Consider the following 25,223-nt stretch of genomic DNA (forward strand, 5'->3'; position numbering starts at 1 on the left):
CGTTTCGGAGAGAAACCTGCTGAAGACTGCTTTTGAATCCCTTTCACCCTACACGACTGAAGCAGGACGCTCCGGAAGCTGGCCCAGGGGCTCAGGCCTTCTGGAAGGCGTTGGTTGTGGCCTCCACGGCGATGGGCTGCACGTTCCAGATCCGCTCGGCGTACTCCTGAATCGAGCGATCGCTGGAGAAGAAGCCGCAGCCCATGGTGTTCGCCACCGACATGCGCGCCCAGCGGGTCGGGTCCTGCCAGCAGGCATCCACCTGCTCCTGGGCCAGCCGGTAGCCGCCGATGTCGGCCATCACCTTGAACGGATCGTGGCTGGTGAGGTTGGCCAGCAGTGGATGGAAGAGGTCGCGATCGCCCTCACTGAAGTGGCCGGCGCCGATCAACTCGATCGCGGCGCGCACCACGGGGTCTTTCTCGATCCAGGGCATGGGGTGGTAGCCCATCTGATCGAACTCCTGCACCTGTTCAGCGGTGTGGCCGAAGAGGAAGAAGTTCTCGGCGCCCACCCGGTCCCGGATTTCCACGTTGGCGCCATCGAGGGTGCCGATCGTGAGGGCGCCGTTGAGGGCCATCTTCATGTTGCCCGTGCCGGAGGCCTCCTTGCCGGCGGTGGAGATCTGCTCGGAGAGGTCCACGGCGGGATAGATCTTCTGGCCGAGGCTCACACTGAAATTCGGCACGAACACCACCCGCAGCCGGCCCTCCATGGCGGGATCCATGTTCACGATTTCGGCGATGCCGATGATCAGCCGGATGATCAGCTTGGCCATGGCATAGCCTGGAGCGGCCTTGCCCCCGAAGATCACCGTGCGGGGCGGCAGGTCCTCGCCGTTGCGCAGCCGCAGATAGCGCTCCACCACGTGCAGGGCCGCCAGGTGCTGGCGCTTGTATTCGTGGATCCGCTTCACCTGCACATCGAAAATCGAGGCCGGATCGAGCAGCAGTCCCTGGCTCTGGTGGATGTGGTGCACCAGGCGCTGTTTGGAGGCGTCACGCACCTGCATCCAGCGGGCCAGGAAGCCCGGATCCTCCATGTGGCCGGAGAGATCCTGCAGATGGGTGAGATCGCGGCGCCACTGGCTGCCGATCACCTCATCCAGCAGGCTGGCCAGGCCGGGGTTGGACACCAGCATCCAGCGCCGCGGCGTGACGCCGTTGGTGACATTGGTGAAGCGATCGGGCCAGAGCTCGGCGAAGTCGGCGAGCACGTGGCGGCGCAGCAGGTCGCTGTGCAGTTCGGCCACCCCGTTGGTCTGGTGACAGCCCACCACGGCCAGGTTGGCCATGCGCACCTTGCGCTGCGGACCCTCCTGGATCAATGAGAGGCGCGCCAGCTTCTCAGGCTGGCCCGGGTACTTGATCCGGGCCATGCGCAGGAAGCGCGCGTTGATCTCATAGATGATCTGCAGGTGGCGCGGCAGTAATTGCTCGAACAGCTCCACCCCCCAGGTTTCGAGGGCTTCCGGCAGCAGGGTGTGGTTGGTGTAACTGAGGCTGGCGGTGGTGACTCCCCAGGCGGTCTCCCAGTCGAGGTGGTGCTCATCCAGCAGCAGCCGCATCAGCTCGGCCACGGCAATGGCTGGGTGGGTGTCGTTGAGCTGGACGGCGAACTTGGTGTGGAAGGCGGTGGCGGGTAGCCCCTGACCCTTGAGGATCCGGAACATGTCCTGCAGAGAGCAGCTCACGAAGAAGATCTGCTGGGAGAGGCGCAGGCGCTTGCCCTGCTCCATCTCGTCGTTCGGATAGAGCACCTTGGAGAGGGTTTCCGACTGCATCTTGTGCAGCACGGCCTTGGTGTAATCGCCGGCGTTGAAGGAGGCGAAGTCGAGGGCCTCAGGCGCTGCGGCGGCCCACAGGCGCAGGGTGTTGGCGGTGCGCACCCCATAGCCGAGGATCGGCGTGTCGTAGGCCACGCCGATCACCGTGTGCTGGCCGATCGTCACCGGGTAGCTCCACTCCGGCCGGATCACTTCCCAGGGGTTGCCCTGGGCCAGCCAGGCATCGGTGATCTCCTGCTGGCCCCGGGAGGTGATCTGCTGACGAAAGATGCCGAACTCGTAGCGGATGCCATAGCCGATGGCCGGAAGCTCCAGCGTGGCCATCGACTCCTGGAAACAGGCGGCCAGCCGGCCGAGACCGCCGTTGCCCAGCCCCGGTTCCGGCTCCTCGTCGATCAGCTTCTCCAGGTCGAGCCCCAGTTGGGCACAGGCGTCCTCGGCCTCCTGGCGCAGGCCCAGGTTCACCAGGTTGTTGTCGAGGTGAGGTCCAAGCAGATACTCCGCCGACAGGTACACCGCCGTGCGCACCTGGGCGCGGGTGTAGGTCTCGGCGGTGTCGACCCAGTTGTGCAGCAGGCGATCGCGCACCGCCAGGGCGAGGCTGCGGTAGTGGTCGTGGCGCGTGGCCAGCGAGGGGGCCTTGGCCTGGCTGAAGAACAGATGCCGCTGCATGTCTTCGGCCAGGGGCCGGTGGATGAAGCAGCTTCGGCTCATGGAGCTGGGATCGGCCATGGGAGCCGGGACGGGCTGAAAGAAGATCCGTTCTGCTTCTGGCGCCAGCTTGGTGCTGTCGGGATCACTACAGAAGGCCGGCCCTGTGAGGGAAGCGGGTCAGGGCTCGTCGGGGCAGCTCAGAGTTCGCTCTCCATGTCGGGCTTGATTGAGCAGTCGCTCTGGGGGTAGCTCACACACAGCAGGGCAAAGCCGGCTTCGATCTGTTCGTCGTCCAGGAAGCTCTGGTCCGACTGGTCGACGCTGCCGCTGAGCACCTTGCCGGCACAGGTGCTGCAGGCGCCGGCCCGGCAGGAATAGGGCAGATCGATGCCCGCCTCTTCAGCCGCATCCAGGATGTAGGTGTCGTCGCTGCAGCTGAAGCTGCGGCCGTCGTCGAGGCTGATGGTGAAGCTGGCCATGGCAAGGGAGCCCAGGGGCGCTCGGTGGGAGAACTCCATTGCATCCCCGGCGCCGTTCCCATCCTGTGATCGGGAACACCGCTGTGATGATTCGATCACATTGGCTTCCCTCCCCCGTGCCCCGATGGGGCGTGGGGGAGCAGGGACACACCGCTCGGCCCTCAGTCGCTCGGGCCCGGCGGCAGGCTGGTAGCCCATTACCGCCGCCGCAGGCCCCTGAGCGATGACCGCCCCGGCTCCGCCCCCTCCTTCTGGTCGCCAGCCACCCCCGCCAGCTGCTGCGACGCCCCACGAGGTGCTGCTGGTGCGCCACGGCGAGACCGCCTGGAGCCTTTCGGGCCAGCACACCGGCCGCACCGATCTGCCGCTCAGCGCGCGGGGCGAAGCCGAGGCGCGTCAGCTGCAGCCGGCCCTGGCGGCGCGGCCCTTCGCCCTGGTGCTCTGCAGCCCGCTGCAGCGGGCACGCCAGACCTGTGCCCTGGCGGGGCTGGCGGAGCGGGCCGTCATCGACCCCGATCTGAGGGAGTGGGATTACGGCCGCTACGAGGGGCTGACCACAGACCAGATCCACGCCGAGGCGCCGGACTGGCTGGTGTTCCGGCATGGCTGCCCGGAGGGGGAATCCCCGGGCCAGGTGGCCCGCCGGGCGGATCGGGTGATCGCCAGGGCCCGCGCGGCCGAGGGGCCGGTGGTGCTGTTCGCCCACGGTCACCTGCTGCGGGTGCTGGCGGCCCGCTGGCTGGAGCTGCCGGCGGCGGCCGGTGCCCAGCTGCTGCTCGACACCTCCTCACGCTCAGTGCTCTCGTGGTATCGGGGCATCCCGGCTCTGGGCTGCTGGAATGCCCCCGTGGCGGGCCCCGGCTGACGGGGGCTTCGGCTCTGTTTCAGAGCTGATCGAGAGCTGAGTGCAGAGCGCTGTAACAGCGCTCCAGCTGGGCCTCGTCGAGGCAGAGCGGCGGCAGGAGGTACACCACGTTGCCGAGGGGTCGCACGTACACCCCCTCCGCCAGGCAGTGGCGCTGAATCTGGCGGCCCACCGCGCTGAGGTAGCCCGGTTGGTTCACAGCCACGTCAAAGGCCGCCACGGTGCCCAGGCAGCGGGGACGCCGCACCAGCGGGTGGCGGCTGAGGGCCTCCAGCCGGGGCCGGTGGCGCGCCTCGAAGCTGCCGTAGCGCTCCGGGCAGGCCTCCAGCAGGTCGAGGCTGGCGAGGGCGGCCGCGCAACCCAGGGGATTGGCGGTGAAGCTGTGGCCATGGAAGAAGGTGGCCATCGGGTCGCTGCTGACGAAGCCCTGGTAGAGCCGCTCGCTGGCCAGGGTCACCCCCATGGGCAGGAAGCCGCCGGTGAGCCCCTTGGAGAGGGCCATCAGGTCGGGCTGGAGGCCCGCCCGCTGGCAGGCGAACAGGGCGCCGCTGCGGCCGAAGCCGGTCATCACCTCATCGGCGATCAGCAGGGCGCCACTGGCCCGCACCCTCGCCTCAACCGCCTGCAGAAAGGCCGGCCGCACCATCGCCATGCCGGAAGCTCCCTGGATCAGGGGTTCCAGGATCACCGCCGCCGTGGGCACGGCCAGGGCCCGCTCCAGGGCCTCCAGGGCCGCCTGTTCCCTGGTCTCCACGCTGGCGTCGTGCCAGCAGGTGTGGGGCCAGTCGACCCGGGCCACGCAGAACAGCCATGTATCGAAGGGGGTGGTGAACAGGGAGCGGGCCCCCACGGCCATGGCCCCCACGGTGTCGCCGTGGTAGGCCCCCTCGAAGGCGACCAGCTGGCGGCGCTCCGCCCCCTGGTTGTGCCACCACTGCCAGGCGATCTTGAGGGCCACCTCCACTGCCGTGGAGCCGTTGTCGGAAAAAAAGAGCCGCTCCAGCCCCGTCAGGGCGCTGAGCCGCTCCGCCAGCCGCTCGGCCGGGCCATGGCTGAAGTCGGCGAAGATCACCTGCTCGAGGGCCTGGCTCTGGGCGCTGACGGCCGCGGCGATGCTGGCCTCGGCATGGCCATGCAGGGTCACCCACCAGCTGCTGATGGCGTCGATCAGGGTGCGGCCGTCATCGAGCTCCAGCAGGGCGCCACGGCCGGCCACGGCCCGCAGGGGCACCGGCGCCGTGGCCACCTGGGTGGTGGGGTGCCACAGGTGCGGATGCCAGCGGGGCTGAGGATCGAAGTCCTGCGGCATGGTCAGCGGCACGTTCAGCTGCATGGTGGGCTGTCTCAGACGGGCTGCGTGCCGGCCAGGGGAGAGTCTGCTCGGCCGCGGCAACAAAGGTCCATGAACTGAGGTCACGCTCTGTGAGTTTTTACCCAGGCAGCGTCAGATTTTGGACGGAGCTGGATACCTTCCCTCAACGCCCTCTTCTCTCTTCCATGGCTCTGCCCCTGCTGGATGTCAAGCCCACGGCCGTGAACGCCCGGGTCGCCAACTTCATGCCGGCCACCGAGGAGTCGCCGCTGAGGGCCCCCTTCGCCCTGACGCCGACCCAGGATCCCGCCAGCGTGGATCTGCAGATCGACCAGGCCTACCGCCAGATCTTTTTCCACGCCTTCCGCAGCGACCGCGACCCCGTGCTGGAGTCGCAACTGCGCTCAGGCCAGATCCGCATGCGCGACTTCATCCGGGGCCTGCTGCTCTCCGAGAAGTTCCGCCAGGACTTCTACCGCTGCAACAGCAACTACCAGATCGTGGAGCAGGTGGTGGGCCGGGTGCTGGGCCGGCCGGTGTACGGCGACCAGGAGCGGATCGCCTGGTCGATCCTGATCGCTGAACAGGGGCTGCCCGCCTTTGTGGATGCCCTGCTGGAGTCTGACGAGTACCTCTGCCAGTTCGGCGACGATCAGGTGCCGTTCCAGCGCTCCCGCACCCTGGCCGGCAAGGCGGTGGGCCAGGTCCCCTTCAACCAGCAGGCTCCCCGTTACGGGGCCTACTGGCGTGACACCAATGCCCGCCGCCTGCCCTCCGCCGGTTCCAGCCCCTGGCAGCCCGGTGTGCCCAGGCCCGCCTGGCTGCGCGATCAGCCCAGCCCCCTGGCCCGCAAGGTCTGGTCGGGCACGATCCTCTTCGGTGTGGGCTTCCTCAGTGTCGTCAGCCTGATCACCGTGGTCGCCATGCTGCGCACCTGAGCCCTCAGGGGCTGGGGGGGGCTGGCTTGTTGCTGTCCTGGAGGGAGGGAAAGCTCTCCCTGATGGCGGCGGCCAGCTCCTGACGGATGCTGGCCCGGAAGCTCCTGGCCGCCTCGGCCGTCAGCACGGGATAGCTCTGGTCGCTGTTGGCCTCGCCGCGCAGGGGCTTCCAGCTGGTGCTCTCCCGTGCTTTCAACTCCGCCATCGGGGCCTGGAAGTCGAAGCTGAGGCTGGAGGCTGTCTCGTCCAGTGCTGCGATCCAGGCCTCCCGCCGCTCCTGCAGGGTGCGGGCCTTGAGGGTGTCGGGCAGGCCGAGCACGGGTTGGTAGTGATCGAGCACGGCCAGCTCCTCTTCCAGCAGCACGCGCCAGGCACCGATCTCCCCTTCGGCCAGCTGCTGCTCGGCCGGGCTGGCCGCCATGGCGTCCCGGTGCAGAGCCAGCCAGCGGTAGTGGGACTTCTCCTGGAGGGTCTTCTTCTGGGCCGACTTCCCTTTCTGGCGCTTGGGCAGCAGGGCCTCGGCCTTGCGCAGGAAGGCCCGATCCTCCGGCTCGAGGTTGATCGCTCCCCAGCGCTGGCGGTACTCCCACAGCTCCTCATAGCGGCGCAGGTCCTCCGCGGACCAGCCCAGGGCCTGCAGTTCCTCGGTCCTGCTGCTCTCGTCCTTCACCACCACCAGCTCACGCAAGGTTGGTGGGCAGCGTAAGGGTCAGCCCAGGGCCTGGCGGAAGGCCACCACGGCGAACAGCAGAAACAGGCCGCCCCCCAGGCGGTAGAGCAGTCGTTCATCCACCCGGTCGCCGATCCAGCGGCCTGATCCCACAGCCAGGGCCGTCACCAGGGCGTGGCCCAGCAGGGTGCCGGCCAGCAGTCCGGCGAAGGTGAAGCCGGGGGCGGTGGCCAGCACGATCGTGGCCAGCTGCGTGCGGTCGCCCAGTTCAGCGATGAACACCAGGGCGAAGGCCTCCCAGATCACGGCCAGGGGGCGGCTGCTCAGCAGCTGGCGATCGGCGGCGATCACGGCCTGCTCGGCTTCCAGGGCCTCGCCACGGGCGGCATCGGCCGGCAGGGCCTGGGCCTCCAGCAGCAGCCGGATGCCGAACACCAGGAACAGGCCCCCCGCCAGCCAGGGCAGCAGGCGCACCGGCAGCAGCTCCCGCAGGCCGTAGCCCACCCCAAGGGAGAGCAGGGTCACCACCGCCAGGGCCGCGAAGCTGCCGAGAAACACCCAGCGGCGCGGGTGCCGCACCGCCAGGATCAGGGCCATGAAGAAGGTCTTGTCGCCGAGCTCCGCCACGGTGATGGCACTCAGGCCGGAGCCGAAGGCAGCCAGGCCCGGATCCATGCTCACCGCCCCAGCCCCCAGCGAATCCTCTTAATACCACCAAAGCGGCTGCTGCCACACCCGCTCAACGCACCACCAGCACCGGACAGGAGCTCTGGGTCAGAACCCGCTGGGTCTCGCTGCCGAGCAGCAGCCCCTGCAGCCCGCGCCGGCCGTGGGAGGCCATCACGATCAGGTCGCAGGCCTGGCTGCGGGCCTCCTCCAGGATCGCCATGGAGGGCTGGGCACTGATCCGTTTCACCACCTCAGCGCTCACCCCGGCCTGTTCCGCCGTGGCGGCGGCGGCGTCCAGGATCTGCTGCGACTGCAGCTGGGCCGCCTTCATCAGCGCCTCGATGGCGCCGGTGTCCACCAGTTCTCCCGCTCCCACCAGGGAGACCGGCAAGGTCCCCTCCACCGTCAGGATGCGCAGCCGAGCCCCCAGGGCCTTGGCCAGAGCCAGGGCCTGCAGCAGGGCCCGCTGCGACAGCTCCGAACCATCGGTGGCGACAAGCAGGTGTTGAAACGTCATGGTGAAGCCCGGTGCCTGACTCCGGTTTAGCCCCGCCATTGGCCTGGCGCCCGGGCTTCGCGCACTCCCGCTGCAGCGGATTCAGGGCAGCGCCTTCAGTGCAGCGGATCACTGATCACCAGCACCGAGATGCTCAGGCGTCGCATCAGCCCTCCCATGCGGCCGCCGGCGGGAATGGGCAGGCCGGCCACCAGGCGGCGCTGGGACCGCAGGATCACCAGGTCGTGGCTGCGGGCGGCGTCCTCGATGCTGGTTTCGATGTTCTGGTCGGGCCGGATGTCCACCTTGATCGCCACCGAGACCGCCTGGCCCTCGGCGCCGGGCTGCCAGCGGGCCAGCTGGGCCTCCACCTCAGCCCGCTGCTGGCTGCTCTGCCCCAGGTCGGGCACGTGCAGAAGGGTGATGCTGCCGCCGAGGGCGGCGGCCAGCCGCTCGGCCAGCTGAAACTGCTCCAGGGCGCCGGCGGTGACGTCCTTGATCGGCACCAGCAGCCGCTTCAGGCTGGCGGGATCGCGGCGCAGACCGGCCACCACCACCGGGCAGCTCACCTGGCGGCAGGTGGCCTCCACCAGGTCGCCGAACAGCCACTGGCCGAACCTGCCGGGGCGGGCCAGGCCCATCAGCACCAGGTCACTGGCCTGCTCCATCGCCACCCGGGCGATGCCGGCGGCCACATCGCTGTCCACGCGCAGCAGGGGCTGGCAGGGCACCTGATCGGCCTCGGCGATCGAGCTGGCGCTCTGGAGCAGCTCCCGGGCCCTGGCCAGGCTCGCCGCCATCGCCAGGGGGCTGGCGTGGCCGGCCTCCGCCTGCCGCGGTGACACCACTGCCAGGGGCAGCACCAGGCCGGGATCCTCGGAGGAGCCCCCGATCAGCAGCCCGGCCAGGGCGAACAGCCGCGCCTCGCTGCTGGGGTTCGACACCGGCAGGAGCACCCGCAGCGAGCGCCGCACCAGGGCCAGGCGACCGGCCCCCTCCGCGGTCAGCGACGCGGCGGTGGCCTGGGCCAGCCTGGGGATGGCCTGGGCGGTGAGGGCAGGGCCGAGGGTGGCGGTGACCACCATCATCGCCAGCACACTGTTGAGCACCGCGGCGTCGAAGAGGCCGGCGCGAAACCCCACGAAGGTGGCGGCCAGGGTGGCCGCCACCTGGGGCAGCGACAACGACCACAGGGTGAGCACCTGGGTGCTGTTGTAGCGGTAGATCCGGCCGGCCCAGAGGGCGGCGAGCCCCTTGGTGGTGATCAGCGTGGCGATCAGGGCGATCGCGAAGGGGCTGCCCAGGATGGTGCTGAAGAAGGTGGGCAGGTTGAGCAGCAGCCCCAGGTCGATGAAGAAGATCGGGATGAACAGGGCGGCCCCCACGAACACCACCTGCTCCTTGACCCTCCCTTCCGGCAGGACGCGGTTCACGGCCAGGCCGGCCAGGAAGGCCCCCACGATCTTCTCCACCCCCGCCAGTTCAGCCCCCAGGCCGGCCACAAACAGGGTCAGCAGCACGGCTACGAAGAGCTGGCTGTCGTTGTTGACGCTGCGGCGCACCAGGCCCGTGCCCAGCTGGGTGATCGTGCCCACCAGCAGCAGGGCGAACAGGGCCACCTTGCCCAGCAGCAGGGCCACGGCCGGCGCTGAGAGTTCCCCGCGGCTCAGCCCCATGCAGAGGGCGAGCAGCAGCAGGGCGGCCAGGTCGGTGAAAATCGTGCCGCCGATGGCCACCACCACCGACTCTTCCCCCACGGCGCCGTAGCTGCGCACGATCGGATAGCCCAGAGGGGTGTGGGAGGCGAGCACCGAGCCCAGCAGCACGGCGCTCAGGGGCGCGTAGCCGTAGGCCAGGGCCAGGCCGGCCCCCCCCAGCAGGGGCAGGCTGAAGGTGAGCAGGCCGAACTGGAAGGAGCGCTGGCGGATGCGGGCGAATTCGGCCAGATCGATCTCCAGTCCTGCGATGAACAGCAGGTAGATCACGCCGATGTCGGAGAGCAGCCCCACGGTGGGGCCCTCGGTCTGCAGCCACCCCAGAGCATGGGGGCCGATCAGCACGCCGGCGGCCAGCAGGCCCACCAGATCGGGCAGCCGCAGCCAGCGGGCCAGGGGCGGAACCAGCACGCTCAGGCTGAGCAGCAGGGCGAACACCGCCAGGGGCGATCCGTGCAGGAAGACGGCCATGCCGCTGCTGGGGGGCATGGCTCAGGGGCTCCGCCGCCGCAGGGCGCTCTTCCAGCCGGCCAGGTGGCTGGCGGCGGCGGAACGGGCCAGGGTGCGGGCGGCGGGCAGGGCCGGCTGCAGCTGAGCCGAGCTGAAGGGGGGCAGGGAGCGGCTGCGCAGCCAGGCGCCCCAGCGGAACTCGTGGAAGGGGATCAGGGGTGCCGGCTCGATCACCCCCTCCTTCTTGAGGCGCCACACGAGGCTGCGAAAGGGGTCGTCATGCAGGCCCAGCAGCTGGTCCGGCAGCACCGAGGCAGGCAGGGGACCGAGGCCGCGACCGTCATAGAGGTACAGCCAGCCGAGGCCCAGCAGGTGCTGGAGCACCGCGGTGCGGTCGCCCGTGGGCAGATCCAACACCACATAGCCAAAGGCGGTGGCGGCGGGGTCAAGCTCCAGCAGGGCCCTGAGGCGGTGGTGGCGATCCACCATCCACACCTCCCCTGCTCCGCTGCGGACCAGGGGCACAGGCTTGGTGCCCAGGTAGCGCTGGCGTTCGCCGCGGTCTTCAGCCTGAAAGTCGTTCTGGCGGCTGCGCACTTCGGCCATGCCCACGCAGAGCTGGGTGGGCCGCAGGCTGGCCACAGGCAGCTCGATCAGGGGTGTGTCCGGCCGGGGTGGGGGCAACTGCTGATAGGGGGGAAGGCGCAGCGCCATCGGCGAGGACGGACCGGATCAGTGCCATCCTCGCCTGGAAAGCCGCCGGGACCATCCTGGGGCGCCGGAAGGGCCTCAGCCCTGGCTCAACAGGGTGCCGAGGCCGATCTGGTGCAGGATGCCCTGGCCGGTGATGGCTTCGGTGAGCACGCCGATCACAAAGCCGAGCATGGCGGCGCGGCCGTTGAAGCGCTCGGCCCGCTGCAGCTGCTCGGCATGGATCTGGGCAGCGGCGGCGTTCAGGAACCAGCGCTCGTCGGCTTGGGGGGAGGAGGACGTCATGGGAGCCATGGCAACGATGGGCCAATGTTACGAATCAATGCAGGATCTTGACCACCAATGGGTTTTGATCTGCTTATTTTTGGCCTTAGCAGCGCTGATCGGTCCGCCCCGGGCCCGCCCCTCCTGCGTCCTGCCGCTCAGCTCGGAGGCCCAGCAGGACGCGGCTGAGGCGGCGATAGGGTCGTGACAGGCTTCCGTTGCCATGAGTTCACAGGCTTCCGCTTCGTTTCTGGCCGATGCCGCCCCCACGGCCGGGGGCCGTTCCCTCGGGGTGCTGGTGTGTGGCCATGGCAGCCGCAACCGCCTGGCGGTGGCCGAGTTTGCCGCCCTGGCCGAGCAGCTGCAGCAGCGGCTGCGGCCGCTGCCCCTGGAATACGGCTACCTGGAGTTCGCCCGGCCGATCCTGCGCGACGGTCTGGAGACCCTGCGCCGCCGCGGTGCGGAGCACATCCTGGCGGTGCCGGCGATGCTGTTTGCGGCGGGCCACGCCAAGAACGACATCCCTTCGGTGCTCAACACCTACGCGGCCGAAACCGGACTGCGCATCGACTACGGCCGGGAGCTCGGGGTGGATCGCCGCATGATCCAGGCCGCCGGGGCCCGGATCCGGGAGGCCCTCGCCAGGGCCACCGGCTCTGTGCCCCTGCAGGACACCCTGCTGGTGGTGGTGGGGCGCGGGTCGTCCGACCCCGATGCCAACTCCAACGTGGCCAAGGTCACCCGCATGCTGGTGGAGGGCTTTGGTTTCGGCTGGGGCGAAACGGTGTACTCAGGCGTCACTTTTCCCTTGGTGGAGCCAGGCCTGCGCCAGGCGGTGCGACTGGGCTACCGCCGGGTGGTGGTGTTTCCCTACTTCCTTTTTTCAGGGGTGTTGGTGAGCCGGATCGTGCAGCACACCGAGCGCGTGGCGGCCGATCATCCCGAGCTGGAATTCATTCAGGCCGCCTATTTAGGTGACCATCCCCATGTGCTCGACACCTTCGAGGAGCGGGTGATGGATGTGGTTCGGGGCGACACCGCGATGAACTGCTCCCTCTGCAAATACCGGGCCCAGGTGCTCGGCTTTGAAACGGATGTGGGGGCGCCGCAGCACAGCCACCACCACCATGTGGAAGGGCTCACGGATGGCTGTGACCTGTGCGAGCGCGAATGCACCGGAGCCTGTCAGCCCGATGGGGTTCCCATCCCCTTGGGGGCCGCGGCCAGCGAGCACGGCCATGGCCATGGCCACCACCACCACCCTGTCTACCCCCACGCCGACCACCCCCTGGGCCCCCGCACCCTGCGCTCCGGTGGCGCGACGGCGTAGCCAGCCGCACCTGGCGCAGTTGTCTCGCGTGGGAGCTTCGCGGCTCCAGGCCCCCAGATCAGCAAGACTGATCATTGAAGCCTTTCCCCATGTTTTGGGGCTTTTCCCCAGATTGGCAGGGGGTTTTCCCCAGAACGGTGCTCCCGATGACCGTTGCGGCGGGGGTGCTGGGGATTTCGGCGATCTGTTCAGCGTCGTCTTGACACCGTGGCGCTGGGGCGCTCCTGGGTCGGCGGCTGTTGCTTCAGCTGATCAACAGCTGATGCGCGGCAGCAAGTCTCAGCCTGCAATGCCCTGCCGTGGTCAGGGCGCCCCGGCTTTGACGAAGGCTCGGGGATGTGGCGTACTGAGCCCCACTGCCGCAGCGCTGATGCCGATGGACTGGACCCCTCCCCCTGCCCAGGAGCCTGAGGCTGGTGATGGCGCCAGGGGAGAGTCTGCGGCGGTGCTGGAGAGCGAGGTGGCGGATGTGGTGTTCAGCGCGCTGCAGCGCTTTCTCGCCACCCACCCGGGCTGGAATCAGCATGGCCTCACAACTTCGGCCCTGGCCACATTTCTGTTCCAGAACGGTTGCACCGATGCCTGCGTGCAACAGCACTACCTGAACGGTCTGTTCCTGCTCTGAGGCGCAAATATGACTCCCACTCAGAGCGTCCACTCCGAGCCAGCCGCGCCGAGCGAAGCAGCAATCGCCCATAAAAAAAGAGCGAAGGCGCCAACCTTCGCTCTCGTTCTCCCTTGCCCGACCCGGTTAAAGGTCGCCCCGCCATTGTGCGGACCAGGGGCCTCAGCGGTTGTGCCAACAGACACAGGATCTGCTCCGCTGTGGCTGTCTCCTGACGCAGGGGCCTCAGATGTTCCCCCCGGCACCGGGGTCAGTCCCCCCGGCGCAGTCGCCTGGTGGCGGCCTCGCAGGCTCGCCAGGTGATCGCCATGGCCGTGAGGGTGGGGCTCTGCCAGCCGGCGCCAGGCCAGCAGGCCCCATCCACCACCAGCACATTGGGGGCGCGCCAGCACTGGTTGAAGGCATTCACCACCCCCTCCTCCTCGCTGGCGGCCATGCGGGCGCCACCCAGCTCATGGATGTAGTAGCCGGGGGGCGCGGCGCCCTGGCCGGTGGCGTGGCTGGAGCGGATCCAGGGCTCCAGCAGCGGCAGCACGAACAGATCCTCCAGCGGACGGATCGCGCCCCCGGCCGCGGCCACCACGGCCTCCATGCGCTGCTGCATGTGGGCCACCATCGCGGCTTCATTCGGCCCCCAGCCCATGGAGATGTGCGGCGTCGGCAGCCCCCAGGCATCCACCTGATCGCCGTTCAGGCTGACCCGGTTGTCGGCCCGGGGCAGCACCTCGCCATGGCCGATCAGGAAGCCCACGGCCTCACCGCGGCGGCGCTGCAGCAGGCTGGGCGGATCGAAGCGCTGCACCGCCGCCCAGAGGCCGTAGCCGCGCTGGAAGCCCTCCTGGCTGGCCCCATCCAGGTTCACGGTGTTGGGGATGAAGCAGCTGCCGGCGCCGGAGAGCTCGGCTGGTTCAGGGGGCGGGGCCAGGCCGGGCACCGAGAAGAAGCGGCTGCTGGACACGTGGTCCATCAGATAGTGCCCCAGGCTGCCGGAGGGATCGATCAGCCCGCCGCGCCTGCAGGCCTCGCCGGAGTGCAGCAGGATCCGCAGCGTCTCGATCGTGGAGGCGCACAGCACCACCAGCGGCGCCTGCAGCTCCTGCCGCTCGCCGCTGTGACTGTCGACCACCACGACCCCGCGGGCCCGCTCCTGGCCCGGCTCCATCACGAGGTGGCTCACCAGGGTGCCGCTGCGCACCACGGTGCGGCCAGTGGCCACGGCCCGGGCCAGGGTGCTGCCGGGGCTCGATGAGCGGCACCAGCCGGGGCCGCGGTGCAGGTTGAAGCCCCGGGAGTGGATCAGGGGCAGGCCCAGCTCGCGGCCGATCGCCTGGCGCAGGTGCCGTTCGCCCGGGGTGAGGGGCAGGGGATCGAGGAACTGGCCGTCGGGGAGCTGGGGCAGGCCGTCGGCCTGGCCATGCACCCCCAGCAACCGCTCGAGGCGGTCGTAGTAGGGCGCGAGATCCGGCTCGTCGATCGGCCAGCTGGGCCCTTGGCCATCGCGTTCACCGGCCTTGAATTCGTAGCGGCTCAGCCGCAGGGTGATGCCCCCCCAGGTGAGGCTCTTGCCGCCCAGCTGGCGGCCGCGGGTCCAGAGAAAGGGGCGGTCGGGCGGGGTGGAATAGGGGTTGAGGCGCTCGTCGGCGAACAGTTCGGGGTTGTGCTTCCAGTAGCCGGGGTGGTGGGCCTGCAGGCGCTGCCGACCGCTGGAGAGGTGGGCGAGCCGCCGCAGGCTGTTGAGCGGCTCGGCGCCACGGGCGCGGGCGGCGCCCAGTTCCGCCCCGGCCTCGAGCACCAGTACCCGAAGTCCGGCCTCCGCCAGCACCATGGCGGCCACCCCCCCGGTGGCGCCCGATCCCACCACGATGGCGTCAGGGCGCTCGGTCATCGGCCCGAGTTCAGCTGCCGGAGAGGCTGGCATCCAGACGGATCAGGGTCTGCAGCAGCACATTCACGCCCTGTTCGCACTGCTCCGGCGTGGTGTACTCGTCGGCCGAGTGGGACACGCCGTCGCGGCTGGGCACGAAGATCATGCCCATGGCGGTGAGCCGGCCCAGCTCCTGGGAGTCGTGGCTGGCGCGGCTGGGCAGGTGGGTGTGGCTCAGCCCCAGCTGTTGGCAGCTCTCGGTGATCAACGCCTGCACCATCGGATCAGCCGGGCTGGGATCCACCACAAACTGCGGTGTCATCGCGATCCGGGTGCGGCTGGCCACGGCGATGTTCTCGATCTTGCGCTCCAGGTGGGCGCGCATGTGGTCGATCACGCTGTGGGAGAGATCGCGCATGTCGAGGGTGAACTCCACCCGGCCAGGCACGATGTTGGCGGCATTGGGCCACACCTGCAGCTTGCCCACCGTGGCCACCGGATCGCCTGGGAAGTGGAGGGCCATGTCCTCCACCGCCAGGATGATCTGGGCGGCGGTGGTGAGGGCATCGCGCCGCATGCCCATGGGGGTGGTGCCGGCGTGGTTGGCCTGGCCACTGACGCTGATCGTGTAGCGCTGCTGGCCCACCACCCCCTCCACCACGCCGATGTCCTTGCCCACGGCCTCGAGCACGCCCCCCTGCTCCACATGCAGCTCCACGAAGGCGGCGATCTCCCCGGGCGCCCGGCGGGCGCTGGCGCGCTCCTCCCAGGAGCCGCCGATGCTGGCCAGGCCCTCCTGAATCGGCACCCCCAGGGCCGTGGTGTAGGTGCTGGGGTCGTCGGAGGCGCGGCCCACCAGGCTCTTGCAGCCCACCATGGTGCTCTCCTCATCGGCGAACACGATCAGCTCGAGCGGGTGCTGCAGGCGCTGGTTGTGCTCCGCCAGCACCCGCACCACCTCCAGCCCGGCCAGTACCCCCAGGGCTCCGTCGTAGTGGCCCCCCTCCGGCACCGTGTCGATGTGGGAGCCGGTGGCGAGCACGGGAGCCGTGGGGTCGAGGCCCCCGTAGCGGCCGATCAGATTGCCGGCGGCATCGATGCGCACGGCCATGCCGGCCTCCTCCATCCAGCCCTGCACCAGGGCGCGGGCGGCGCGGTCTTCGTCGCTGAAGGCCAGCCGGCGCACGGCCCCCGAGGGCACCCGGCCGATGCAGGCCAGGGCTTCGAGGCTGAGGGCCAGGCGTTCCCGATCGGCCCGCAGCGCCAGCAGCGAGCTGACTGCCGCCAGAGAGGCGCTGTCGGTGCCGAGATGGCCGTTGCTGAGGGGGCTTTGGCCCAGGGAAGCGGCGCTAAGCTGAGTCATGGCAGGGGCCGTGTCGGCTGAGGAAAAGCGGCTGAGGAGAATCGGCTGATCGGGGTGCGCACGATCCCCGTTGATCGACCCGGCCGGGTGCGGGTCTGATCAACGGTGCCGTTAGGCACAAACTCACGAACCAGGATCGTCAATCATCTCCAGAACCTAATTCTCCGCACCACGCGTGGTGGGCCTCCATGGCTCCCATCACGTCCTACCCACCCACCCGCGATGACCTACTCGATCGTTGCCTGGGATCGCCCCACCGGGATGACCGGGGTGGGCGTTGCCACCCGCCACCTGGCCGTGGGTTCCCTCGTACCCCATGCCCGATCAGGCGTGGGAGCTGTGGCCACCCAGGCCAGCACCAACCCCTACTTCGGTCCCTGGGGGCTCGACCGGCTGGAGCAGCTTCAGCTGCAGAGCGGCGGTGAGCTGGGCGCCGAGGCGGTGCTGGAGTCGCTGCTGCAGGACGATCCGGGTCGCGACGGCCGCCAGGTGCACCTGGTGGACAGCCAGGGCCGCACCGCCGCCTGGACAGGCCCTGACTGCGCTGGCCTGGCGGCCCATCGCTGCTACCCGGGCTTTTCGGTGGCGGGCAATTACCTGGCCTCCGAGCTGGTGCTGCTGGCGATGGCCGAGGCCTACATGGCCGCTGAGCGCCACGGCCTCGCCCTGGAGGAGCGCCTGATGGCGGCCCTGGAGGCCGCTGAAGCCCACGGCGGCGACTACCGCGGCCGTCAGTCGGCAGCCCTGCTGGTGATGCACCAGGAGAGCTACCCCCACATCGACTTCCGGGTGGACCATCACCCCGAGCCGCTGCTGGCCCTGCGCGAGATCCTGGCCGAAACCAGCGAGACCTATTACACCGGCTTCCGCGCCACCCTGCCCACCACCCTGGGGGTGGCCCAGACCGCCGAGCTTCCGTCGGCAGCGGCGGCAGCGGCAGCGGTGGATACGGCTCAGCCGCCCGACATGCCGATCAGCGCGTAGGCCGGCTCCGCCTGATCGGCGGCGCCCGGTCGCCAACCCAGCCGGTCGGCCAGTTCCCGGGCCTGGGCCGGCACATCGGCGGCCACGAACAGCTGGTGCATGATCTGCACGCCGATCAGGTGATTGATCACGGCGTCGAGCTGCACCCGCGTTGCCGGGCTGGTGGCGGGATCGTCGTGGCGGGCGAACAGTGCCGCCACCCCGGCTGGATCCAGCAGACCCGCCTGCTCGATGGCCTCGGGGCTGAGGTGGCGGTCGGCCAGCACCTGCATGGCGGCGCGCTTCTCGGGGTCGGCGTGGGCCGGTGGGGCCATGAAGGCGAACTTCTCGCGGCGGTAGAGCTGCTCGGGCAGCAGGCCGCGCATGGCCTCCCGCAGCACGTACTTCTCCGTTTTGCCCTTGATGCGCAGCTCCGGGGGCACCTGCACCGCCACAGCGGCCAGATGGTGATCGAGGAAGGCGGGGCGCGCCTCCATGGCGTGGGCCATGTCCACCCGGTCGCCGCCCCAGGTGAGGATCTGCCCCTCCAGCATCGTCTTGATCCACACGTACTGGGCCCGGTCGAGGGCATGGCGGCCCTCCAGCTGGGAGGCATCGAGGGTGGCGGCGATGGCGGCGCCGGGCTGGTAATCGGCGCAGGCCTGGCGGTGCTGCGGTGCCAGCAGATCGGGCACCAGGGGGGCGCAGGCCAGCCAGGGCTGCAGGCAGCTGGGCGTGAAGCCCACCACAGCCTCCAGGGCTGGATCGTGCACCTGCTCCTCGGCCAGCATCGCCCCCTGCACCAGCTGGTTGGCCTCCTGCAGCAGCTGCTCCCATTCCTGGCGATCCGCCTCCGGCAGGTCCTGCAGCCCATGCAGAAACATGTCGCGGCGGAAGGCGGGATAGCCCCCGAACAGCTCATCGGAGCCCTCGCCGGTCATCACCACCTTGTAGTGGGAGCGGTTCACCTCGCGGCTCATCAGGAACTTGGCCACCGCCAGGGTGTTGTAGATCGTGCGCTCGGTGTGCCAGATCGTGGCCTCCAGATGGCCATAGAGCTCGTTGCCGGAAAGACGCATCACCAGCTGATCGGCGCCGGTGGCCTCGGCCATCGAGGTGGCGATCGGGGTTTCGTCGTAGCGGCTGTCGTCGAAGCCGATCGTGAACGCCTTCACAGGGTTCTGGCTCACCGCGGCGGCCAGGCCCAGGATCGAGCAGGAGTCGATGCCGCCGGAGAGGTAGCAGCCCACGGGCACATCGGCCACCATCCGCACCTCCACCGCTTCCAGCAGGGCCTGGCGCACCGCGGTGATGTGGTCGGCCTCGCTGCGGCCGGCATCGCGCTCGCCGCTGCGGGGGAAATCCACGTCCCAGTAGGGCTGATCCTCGATGCTGAAGCGGCCGTCGCGGCGGCGCACCGTGAGCACGTGGCCGGGTTTGAGCTGGTGCACCCCCTCGAAGGCCGTGCTGCCCGGCACCATGGTCTGCATCAGCTGGTGGAACAGGCCCTCGGAGCTGAAGCGCCGTTGCACGCCGGGATGGGCGAACAGCACCTTGAGCTCGGAGCCGAACACCAGGCCCTCCTCGGTGAGGGTCCAGTACTGGGGTTTGACGCCGAAGCGGTCGCGCACCAGGTAGAGGGTGTCGAGGCGGCTGTCGAACAGGGCGAAGGCGAACTCGCCGCGCAGCAGGGGCAGGCTGGCCTCGAGGCCCCGCTGCTGGTAGAGCCGCAGCAGGATTTCCGAATCGCTCTTGCTGCTGAAGTGATGGCCCTGGGCCGTGAGCGAGGCGCGGATGGCCTGGAAGTCGTAGAACTCGCCGTTGTGGGCCATCAGCAGCTGGCCGTCCTCAGACACGAATGGCTGGCGGCCGCGGTTGGCATCGAGGTCGATGATCGAGAGGCGGGCATGGCAGAAGCCCACACCCTGATCGGGCAGGCCCCTCACCCCGAAGCCATCAGGGCCGCGATGCACCTGGATCGCCGCCATGTTGACGAGCACCTGCTCGTCGATCGGCTGCTGGGGCTGGAGTTGGAACACTCCCCCGATGCCACACATAGACCGTCTCCTGGATGAAATCTCGAAATGCTGAACGTGAGGGGATCGGCCTGAACGGCGCACCCGCTGGACCTCAGATGATGTCCATCACCTGGTCTGTGCGCTCCACCATGCAGGTGAGCAGGGCCATGCGGATGAACACGGCACCGCGCGCCTGGGAGAAGTACCAGTTGTGGGGGGTGCCATCGAGACAGGTGCCCAGCTCCGCTCCCCTGGCCAGGGGGTGGAGGATGATCGCCTCAGGCCGGTAGGACAGATCGGCGGTGAGGTGGAAGCTGCGGCCGTGCACCTCGTAGTTGTCCCCCACCCAGGCGATCGCATTGATGTAGATCACATCGAGGTCTGGAACGGCGGCGCTGAGATCGTCGCTGGTGAGCACCTTGATGCCAGCCTGCTCAAGCTCCTCCCGCTGGCCTGGATCAAAGTAGCTCTCGGCTTCGCCGGGGTCGATCCCCGGCTCGTGAAAGAGCACCAGCTCATCGATCATCTGAGGGAACTTGGTGAGGATGCGCAGCAGTGACCGCACCGTGCGCATGCGCTTCGGGATGCCCACGATGCCGATGCGGATGCGTTGATCGGCGGGCACATCCTTCTCCACCAGCTGGGGACGCCACTTGAAGATGGTGTAGAGGTCGGCCATGGCCTGAGTGGGGTGCTCATCGATGCCATTGCCGGCATTGATGATCGGAATCCGCAGCGATTCGGTCATCTGGTAGATAGCCTCAGCGTTGGTATCCCGTAACACCACACAGTCGCCATAGTTGTTGAACATCTCCGCCACGTCCCGCAGCGATTCCCCCTTGGCGATGCCGGTGGTGCTGCGATCCGTGATCGTGATCGTGTCGCCGCCCAGCCGGTGCCAGGCGCTGTCGAAGGAGAGCCGGGTGCGGGTGCTGGGCTCGTAGAAGGCGTTGATCAGGATCTTGCGCTGCAGCGGGCTGTTGAAGCGGATGTAGCGCTCGGGGTTGCTCTCGAACTTCGCCGCCAGCCGAAACACCTGCAGCAGCGAGTTGGCGCTGTACTGCAGGGTGGAGATCACATGCTGGTTCATCAGATCGCTCAGCGCCCCGCCGTGCTCGCGGATCTGCTCGAGCAGGGCCTGTGGGTGGGCGTTCCCATAGACATCAGGACCGAGCCGATTGAAGTGGGGAGAGTGCATCGTCAAAGTTGATCCCGGGGGCTGGGGATGTTGTGGTCGAACGGGGTGGAAGGCTCCATCTTCCGCCTCGATCGGGTGGCTGACTGGAAAATCTTGTGTTTTCTGCAACATCGGAAGCGGTAGAAAGTAGCGGTATTTACCGTTTCCGAGGGGCTCGCGCTGACGGCCAGCCCGCTGCGTCGCTACCAGACCCGGCCATTGCGCCACTCCACAAACCAGATGCCCAGGATCACCAGCACGGCCAGCACCAGGCCGGCGATGCTGCCGTACACCACCAGGCCGAACCACCAGCCGGAGATCAGCCACGAGCCGGCCGGGGCGCTGGTGCTGAGCAGCAGGGAGGGAAACAGGGCCATGGCTTGGGGGATGGACACGACTCAGGGACTCTCGGGTTCGCCGGCCAGCTGGCGCCAGTCGTACTGCTCGGGCCAGTAGTGGCTGCCCAGGCCCATCACCAGGGCCGAGACGGCGGCGGACACCAGGGCGGCGCAGTAGGGGGCGATCAGCCAGTAGGCCAGCAGGCCGCTGATCGAGCCGAGCAGCATGGCGGCGATGGCCGCCTGGCGGTTGGCCTGGCGCCAGTAGAGCCCCATGGCGATCGGCCAGATCGTGGAGGCCACCAGGGCGCCAGTGAACAGCAGCAGCTGGTACATCGAGGTCACGTACTGCCAGGAGAGCAGCATGGTCAGCAGTCCCAGGGCCACCACCACCCGGCGGGCGGCCTGGCGGATCTGCTGGTCGGTGGACTCGGGTCGCAACCAGTGGGCGATCACATCCTCAGCGATCAGATCGGCCGTGGCGGCGAGCAGGGAGTCGAGGGTGGAGGTGAGCGAGGCGAAGATGATCACGAACACCACCGCGGCGCCGCCGCTGCCGAGCAGCTGGGCTGTGACGATCGGGAACACCATGTTCACCTGGGGGATCTCGAGGTTCTGGGCCAGGGCCATCAGGGCGATGGCGCCCGTCACGATCGGCACCGTGACCCAGGCGAAGCCGCCGAGCACGAAGGAGCGGAACACCACCGAGGGGCGGCTGGCGAACACCCGCGACCACCAGATGTTGTTGTGGAACACCTCGCCCATGCTGAACAGCCCGGTGTTCCAGGCAAACAGCAGCCCTGCCGGCAGCAGCAGATTCAGGCGGCCGGGATGCTCGCTGGCCAGAGCCGTGTACACCTGATCGGTGCCGAAGCGGCTGAAGCCGAGCACGGCCACCAGCACCAGAAGCGCCATGATCAGCAGCGACTGGATGAAGTCGGTGCCGACCACCGCCCGCATGCCGCCGAACAGGGTGTAGGTGGTGGACACACCGATCACGCACACCATGCCGAGGCGGTAGTCGAAGCCCGAGAGCGACTGCAGCAGCAGGCCGGCTCCCATCCCCTGGGTGATCAGAAAGCCCAGGGTGTAGGCCATGGTGATCAGCAGGAACAGGGCCCAGCAGAGCCGCCCGTAGCGCAGCCGCACGAAGTCGCCGCTGGTGCGGGCCCGGGGCATCAGCCGCTTGATCCGCACCGCCAGGGGGGCGAACAGGAACAGCCCCAGGCCGGCGAGGGCGTAGCCGAACATGCCCCAGAGGCCGAGGGTGTACCCCACCTCAGGCGCCGCCAGGGTGGTGTTGCCGGTGACCCAGCTGGCCATCAGGGTGGCCGTGCTCAGGGCCAGGCCGATGTTGCGGCCGGCCAGCAGGTAGTCGTCGGCGTCGCCGCTGCCGCGCCTGCCCCACCAGATGCCCAGGGCGATCCAGAGCACGGAGAAGCCCACCAGGAGCAGCCAGGCGGTGCCCGGCGCCAGCATCGCGTCAGTTGTCATGGGCGGAGGGCATCAACCGGGGTCATCGAAGGGATCGCGCTGGTGCCAGCGCCGGTGGCCCCGCAGCACCATCACCACCGTGGCCAGGGTCACCAGGCCGCCGAGCACGAAGATCAGCAGGGCCCGTTGCAGCTCGGTCATGGCGCCAGCCTCCAACGCAACACAGCCTGAACACAAAAAAAGCCCCGGAAAACCGGGGCCTGTTGGAGAGCAAACAAGTGGTGGCGGGGGCGAGATTTGAACTCGCGACCTTCGGGTTATGAGCCCGACGAGCTACCAGGCTGCTCTACCCCGCGGCACCAGAGGACTGTACCAGCCGGTGTCCTGCGCTACAGGCTGAGCTCAGTCGAAGCGCAGTTCGCCGCGTACGTCCAGCTGCAGATGGGGTGCCGGCTCCAGGAAGGAGCGGCGCAGCTCCTCCAGGGTCATCGGCGTCAGCCAGTCGAGCTGCTCCAGCAGGTGCAGGGCCACGGCGTGCTTGGCCCGCCCGGCGCCGTCCTCCACCTTGATCGCCACCCCCAGGCCCTCACCCACCCTGGTCAGGCACTGGATCCCCTCGGCTCCGCCCTTGCTGAGCACCTGGCCATGGCCCAGGCGCATGAGTTCGGTGTCGAAGCGGCCTTCGCCCGCCACCAGCTCCGGGTGGCTGAGCATCGCCCGGCTGAGCCGCTCCAGGTCGGGCTGGGCCCCGGCTCCCAGGTGGGCGTAGAGCAGGGCCATCTGGGCCAGCTGCAGTTGCAGGGTGGGGGCGCCGCAGTCGTCGCGAGCGGTGACCAGCTCAGCGGCGGGCAGGCCGAGCAGTTCGGCCACCCGCTTGAGCACCTCCTGCTGCAGGGGATGCTCCGGTTGCAGGTAGCCCTCCAGGGCCCAGCCCATGCGCCGGCAGGTGGCCAGGAAAGCGGCGTGCTTGCCGGAGCAGTTGTGCTCCAGGGGGCTGCTGCCGTGCTCGGGCACCGGGCTCTGCAGCTGCTCGGCCTCCACCTCGGCGCCCCACAGCAGCCGGAAGGCCTCGCGGGCATGGCTGGAGGTGCCGGCATGGGAGGCGCAGGCGATGGCCAGGCCCCGCTCGCCGCAGTTGATCTGGTCGGCGGTGCCGCTGGCCACGAACACCGAGGCCTGAAACGGCTTCAGGGCCGAGCGCACGAAGCTCAGCTGCTGGGGATCGCCGGCCCGCATCAGCACGCGGCCCCGGCCGTCGCACACCACCGCATGCACCCGGTGGCGGGATTCGGCAATGCCGTTGCGCAGCAGCCTCACTTCCAGGGGCGGGATGGAGCTGCGGGCCGATCCGCCGAAGCTGGGGGGCAGGGACATACGGGGAGGCGGTCGATCTGGCCGTGCTCAGAGAGCCTGACAGAGGCTCGCCCCCAGCAACATCAAGGTGGCCGCCAGGCCGATGGCCTGCTGCAGCCGGGCCAGGATCGGCCGCACCTGGTGCTGGGCCACGAGCAGATCCTGCTGCCGCCAGGACAGGGGCTTCTCCCAGACCTGGCCGTCGTACCAGCCGGACTCCTCGTAGTCCACCCGCTCGCTCACCAGGCGCCTGTGGATCGTGCTCCAGCCCAGCCACTGGCGCACCAGCAGCAGGGTGGGCAGGGCGATGGCGGCGGCCGCCCCTGCCACCACCATGCGGGCCGGATCGTGACGCAGCACCCAGCTGCCGCTGGCCACCAGCACGCTCAGCGGGGCCACCAGCAGCCAGCTGATCAGCAGGGGACGCATCAGGCCATCGAGGCTTTCGGCAGGCCAGGCGAAGAACCAGGAGCCGCGCAGCTCTTCGTACTGCCTGAGCGGGCGCTGGTCCGGCGGTACCGGGCAGGGCCCGAGCAGCTCCATGGTCACGCTCAGGCGTTGAGATCTGCAGCTGAGCCTACGAAGGGCACCTGTTCGCCGTGGCCCCAGAACGACTCCAGGTCGTAGTAGCTGCGTTCTGCCGGGGTGAGCACGTGCACGATCACCTCGCCGTAGTCGAGCAGCACCCAGCGGCCCTCCGCCTGGCCCTCGCGGCGCAGGGGCAGGCGGCCATGCACCTCCTCGAGCCTGTCTTCCACGGAGCGGGCGATGGCGCGCACCTGCACGTCGGAGAGGCCACTGCAGATCACGAACCAGTCGGCCAGGGACGACACCTCATCCATCCGGATCAGGCGGATGTCCACGGCCTTGCGGTCGTCGCAGGCGTCAGCCACCAGCCGGGCCAGGGCTTCGGTCTGGGGGTCGCGGGGGGAGTGGAGCGGGGCGGTGGCCTGGGCCGCGGGCACTGGCGCGGCCGGAGGCCATGGGGCGGCGTTGATCGGCTCAGCCATAGACGTTTTCACTCGTGACCGACTGCCGTGATCCCTGTTGCTGGGCCATCTCGGCCCGGGCCTTGCCGGCGCTCTTGCGCAGGGCTTCGAGGCGGTCTTCGTAGAAGGTGCGCTTCTTCTTCTTGCGGGTCTGCTCGGCCAGCTCCTTGAGGGCACCGCCGAGGCTCTTGTAGGCGTTGGGCAGGGTGTAGCCGAAGCGGCAGGCCAGATCGATCGCCCGCTCATCGGCGCTGATCGCATCCTGCAGCCGCTTTTCGGAGTTGTTCTTGAGGTAGAGCCGGTAGCCCGCGAAGCCCGACAGGCCCAGGGCCATCAGCAGCAGCAGACCATCCTGAACCCAGAGCTCACCGATGGCGCCGCCCAGGCCGATCGCCAGCGCCGCCATCTCCCAGCCGTCCCGGGGCACGGCGTCGTTCTGAACCCGGCCCACCTCGTGCCAGAACAGCAGGTTGCGGTGGTCGAGGGCGAGGCCATCCCAGGTTTCGAGGTCCACCTGGATCTCGATCTCATCGCGACCGATCTCCTCGATGGTGATCAGGGGAGGTTCAACCGAAGCTGCGGCTTCCACGAACACCCAGCTCTGCATTTCCGGAGGCAGCAGCCCCTTGAGGCGCTGGAGTTCGCTCATCGACAGGAATGGTGATCTGGAGAACATGCAGCCTAGCCACCATTGCGGCCTGGCTCGGTTGGCGCTGAACGTCAGGGGCCACCAGGGCATGAGAGCCTGATCGGGTTTGGC

Annotated in this window: 25 protein-coding genes and 1 tRNA gene; 5 read left to right on the plus strand and 21 right to left on the minus strand. The window is 69.0% G+C overall.

The annotated features are described in order from the left end of the window. Positions 1-91 precede the first annotated feature (91 nt). Positions 92-2,518 (minus strand): glycogen/starch/alpha-glucan phosphorylase, encoded by a 2,427-nt coding sequence (locus IQ220_RS06535; RefSeq protein WP_193913841.1) that lies wholly within the window; start codon positions 2,516-2,518, stop codon positions 92-94. A gap of 119 nt (positions 2,519-2,637) precedes the next feature. Further along, positions 2,638-2,919: a 2Fe-2S iron-sulfur cluster-binding protein gene (locus IQ220_RS06540; RefSeq protein WP_186696854.1), complete on the minus strand. Its 282-nt coding sequence runs from the start codon at positions 2,917-2,919 to the stop codon at positions 2,638-2,640. 223 nt (positions 2,920-3,142) lie between these two features. On the opposite strand from IQ220_RS06540, the gene IQ220_RS06545 reads away from it, so the two are divergent. Next, a complete protein-coding gene (locus tag IQ220_RS06545; protein ID WP_193913842.1) occupies positions 3,143-3,784 on the plus strand; it encodes a histidine phosphatase family protein in 642 nt (213 codons plus the stop codon). A 19-nt stretch (positions 3,785-3,803) separates the two neighbouring features. Here IQ220_RS06545 and bioA read toward each other — a convergent pair whose 3' ends face one another. Further along, complete coding sequence (bioA, locus tag IQ220_RS06550) at positions 3,804-5,117, minus strand: adenosylmethionine--8-amino-7-oxononanoate transaminase (protein ID WP_228008951.1); 1,314 nt, start codon at positions 5,115-5,117, stop codon at positions 3,804-3,806. A 164-nt stretch (positions 5,118-5,281) separates the two neighbouring features. On the opposite strand from bioA, the gene IQ220_RS06555 reads away from it, so the two are divergent. Then, positions 5,282-6,034 carry a phycobilisome rod-core linker polypeptide gene (locus tag IQ220_RS06555; protein WP_193913843.1) on the plus strand — a complete coding sequence of 251 codons (753 nt, stop codon included), beginning with the start codon at positions 5,282-5,284 and terminating at the stop codon, positions 6,032-6,034. A 4-nt stretch (positions 6,035-6,038) separates the two neighbouring features. Here the strand turns inward: IQ220_RS06555 and IQ220_RS06560 are convergent, their stop codons facing one another. The 6 genes from IQ220_RS06560 to IQ220_RS06585 all read right to left on the minus strand — a co-directional run bounded on the left by IQ220_RS06560 (position 6,039) and on the right by IQ220_RS06585 (position 11,030). Continuing rightward, positions 6,039-6,722 carry a hypothetical protein gene (locus IQ220_RS06560; protein WP_228008952.1) on the minus strand — a complete coding sequence of 228 codons (684 nt, stop codon included), beginning with the start codon at positions 6,720-6,722 and terminating at the stop codon, positions 6,039-6,041. Between the two features lie 21 nt (positions 6,723-6,743). Further along, a complete protein-coding gene (locus IQ220_RS06565) occupies positions 6,744-7,379 on the minus strand; it encodes a TMEM165/GDT1 family protein (RefSeq protein WP_193913844.1) in 636 nt (211 codons plus the stop codon). 64 nt (positions 7,380-7,443) lie between these two features. Further along, entirely contained in the window at positions 7,444-7,890 is a 447-nt protein-coding gene (locus IQ220_RS06570) for a universal stress protein (RefSeq protein ID WP_193913845.1), read from the minus strand. A 95-nt stretch (positions 7,891-7,985) separates the two neighbouring features. Next, positions 7,986-10,073, minus strand: a complete 2,088-nt coding sequence (locus IQ220_RS06575; protein WP_228008953.1) for a cation:proton antiporter — start codon at positions 10,071-10,073, stop codon at positions 7,986-7,988. 3 nt (positions 10,074-10,076) lie between these two features. Continuing rightward, positions 10,077-10,748: a ParB-like protein gene (locus IQ220_RS06580; protein WP_193913846.1), complete on the minus strand. Its 672-nt coding sequence runs from the start codon at positions 10,746-10,748 to the stop codon at positions 10,077-10,079. 75 nt (positions 10,749-10,823) lie between these two features. Continuing rightward, positions 10,824-11,030, minus strand: coding sequence for a chlorophyll a/b-binding protein (locus IQ220_RS06585; protein ID WP_186696849.1), 207 nt, complete (start codon positions 11,028-11,030; stop codon positions 10,824-10,826). A 202-nt stretch (positions 11,031-11,232) separates the two neighbouring features. On the opposite strand from IQ220_RS06585, the gene IQ220_RS06590 reads away from it, so the two are divergent. Continuing rightward, on the plus strand, positions 11,233-12,339 hold the full coding sequence (locus tag IQ220_RS06590) for a sirohydrochlorin chelatase (protein ID WP_193913847.1): 1,107 nt from the start codon (positions 11,233-11,235) through the stop codon (positions 12,337-12,339). A gap of 376 nt (positions 12,340-12,715) precedes the next feature. Then, positions 12,716-12,964 carry a DUF2811 domain-containing protein gene (locus IQ220_RS06595; RefSeq protein WP_193913848.1) on the plus strand — a complete coding sequence of 83 codons (249 nt, stop codon included), beginning with the start codon at positions 12,716-12,718 and terminating at the stop codon, positions 12,962-12,964. A 250-nt stretch (positions 12,965-13,214) separates the two neighbouring features. Here IQ220_RS06595 and IQ220_RS06600 read toward each other — a convergent pair whose 3' ends face one another. Continuing rightward, the gene (locus IQ220_RS06600) at positions 13,215-14,849 is read right to left on the minus strand and encodes a GMC oxidoreductase (protein WP_228008954.1); all 1,635 of its coding nucleotides are present in this window, start codon (positions 14,847-14,849) and stop codon (positions 13,215-13,217) included. A 10-nt stretch (positions 14,850-14,859) separates the two neighbouring features. Beyond that, positions 14,860-16,191 carry a Zn-dependent hydrolase gene (locus tag IQ220_RS06605; protein WP_193913850.1) on the minus strand — a complete coding sequence of 444 codons (1,332 nt, stop codon included), beginning with the start codon at positions 16,189-16,191 and terminating at the stop codon, positions 14,860-14,862. A 222-nt stretch (positions 16,192-16,413) separates the two neighbouring features. On the opposite strand from IQ220_RS06605, the gene IQ220_RS06610 reads away from it, so the two are divergent. After that, positions 16,414-17,175: a DUF1028 domain-containing protein gene (locus IQ220_RS06610; RefSeq protein ID WP_228008955.1), complete on the plus strand. Its 762-nt coding sequence runs from the start codon at positions 16,414-16,416 to the stop codon at positions 17,173-17,175. On the opposite strand, the gene asnB is transcribed toward IQ220_RS06610, so the two are convergent. From asnB to IQ220_RS06655, 10 genes are all read right to left on the minus strand, one after another. Next, a complete protein-coding gene (asnB, locus tag IQ220_RS06615; RefSeq protein ID WP_193913851.1) occupies positions 17,145-19,211 on the minus strand; it encodes an asparagine synthase (glutamine-hydrolyzing) in 2,067 nt (688 codons plus the stop codon). The genes IQ220_RS06610 and asnB overlap by 31 nt on opposite strands. A 73-nt stretch (positions 19,212-19,284) precedes the next feature. After that, entirely contained in the window at positions 19,285-20,370 is a 1,086-nt protein-coding gene (locus IQ220_RS06620; RefSeq protein ID WP_193815215.1) for an aspartate carbamoyltransferase, read from the minus strand. 182 nt (positions 20,371-20,552) lie between these two features. Next, on the minus strand, positions 20,553-20,726 hold the full coding sequence (locus IQ220_RS06625; RefSeq protein WP_193913852.1) for a hypothetical protein: 174 nt from the start codon (positions 20,724-20,726) through the stop codon (positions 20,553-20,555). A gap of 21 nt (positions 20,727-20,747) precedes the next feature. Next, positions 20,748-22,181, minus strand: coding sequence for an urea transporter (locus IQ220_RS06630; protein WP_193913853.1), 1,434 nt, complete (start codon positions 22,179-22,181; stop codon positions 20,748-20,750). Positions 22,182-22,193: 12 nt separating this feature from the next. Next, on the minus strand, positions 22,194-22,322 hold the full coding sequence (locus tag IQ220_RS16015) for a hypothetical protein (RefSeq protein WP_255510594.1): 129 nt from the start codon (positions 22,320-22,322) through the stop codon (positions 22,194-22,196). 78 nt (positions 22,323-22,400) lie between these two features. Continuing rightward, positions 22,401-22,477, minus strand: a tRNA-Met gene (locus IQ220_RS06635). Between the two features lie 46 nt (positions 22,478-22,523). Continuing rightward, on the minus strand, positions 22,524-23,495 hold the full coding sequence (locus IQ220_RS06640) for an asparaginase (RefSeq protein ID WP_193913854.1): 972 nt from the start codon (positions 23,493-23,495) through the stop codon (positions 22,524-22,526). A gap of 27 nt (positions 23,496-23,522) precedes the next feature. Continuing rightward, complete coding sequence (locus IQ220_RS06645; RefSeq protein WP_186700572.1) at positions 23,523-24,017, minus strand: CGLD27 family protein; 495 nt, start codon at positions 24,015-24,017, stop codon at positions 23,523-23,525. Between the two features lie 8 nt (positions 24,018-24,025). Beyond that, positions 24,026-24,484, minus strand: a complete 459-nt coding sequence (gene rsfS, locus IQ220_RS06650; RefSeq protein ID WP_228008956.1) for a ribosome silencing factor — start codon at positions 24,482-24,484, stop codon at positions 24,026-24,028. Continuing rightward, a complete protein-coding gene (locus IQ220_RS06655; protein ID WP_186696840.1) occupies positions 24,477-25,112 on the minus strand; it encodes a DUF3318 domain-containing protein in 636 nt (211 codons plus the stop codon). The genes rsfS and IQ220_RS06655 overlap by 8 nt, the downstream gene beginning before the upstream one ends. Positions 25,113-25,223 lie beyond the last annotated feature (111 nt).

This window comes from Cyanobium sp. LEGE 06113 (genome assembly GCF_015207615.1).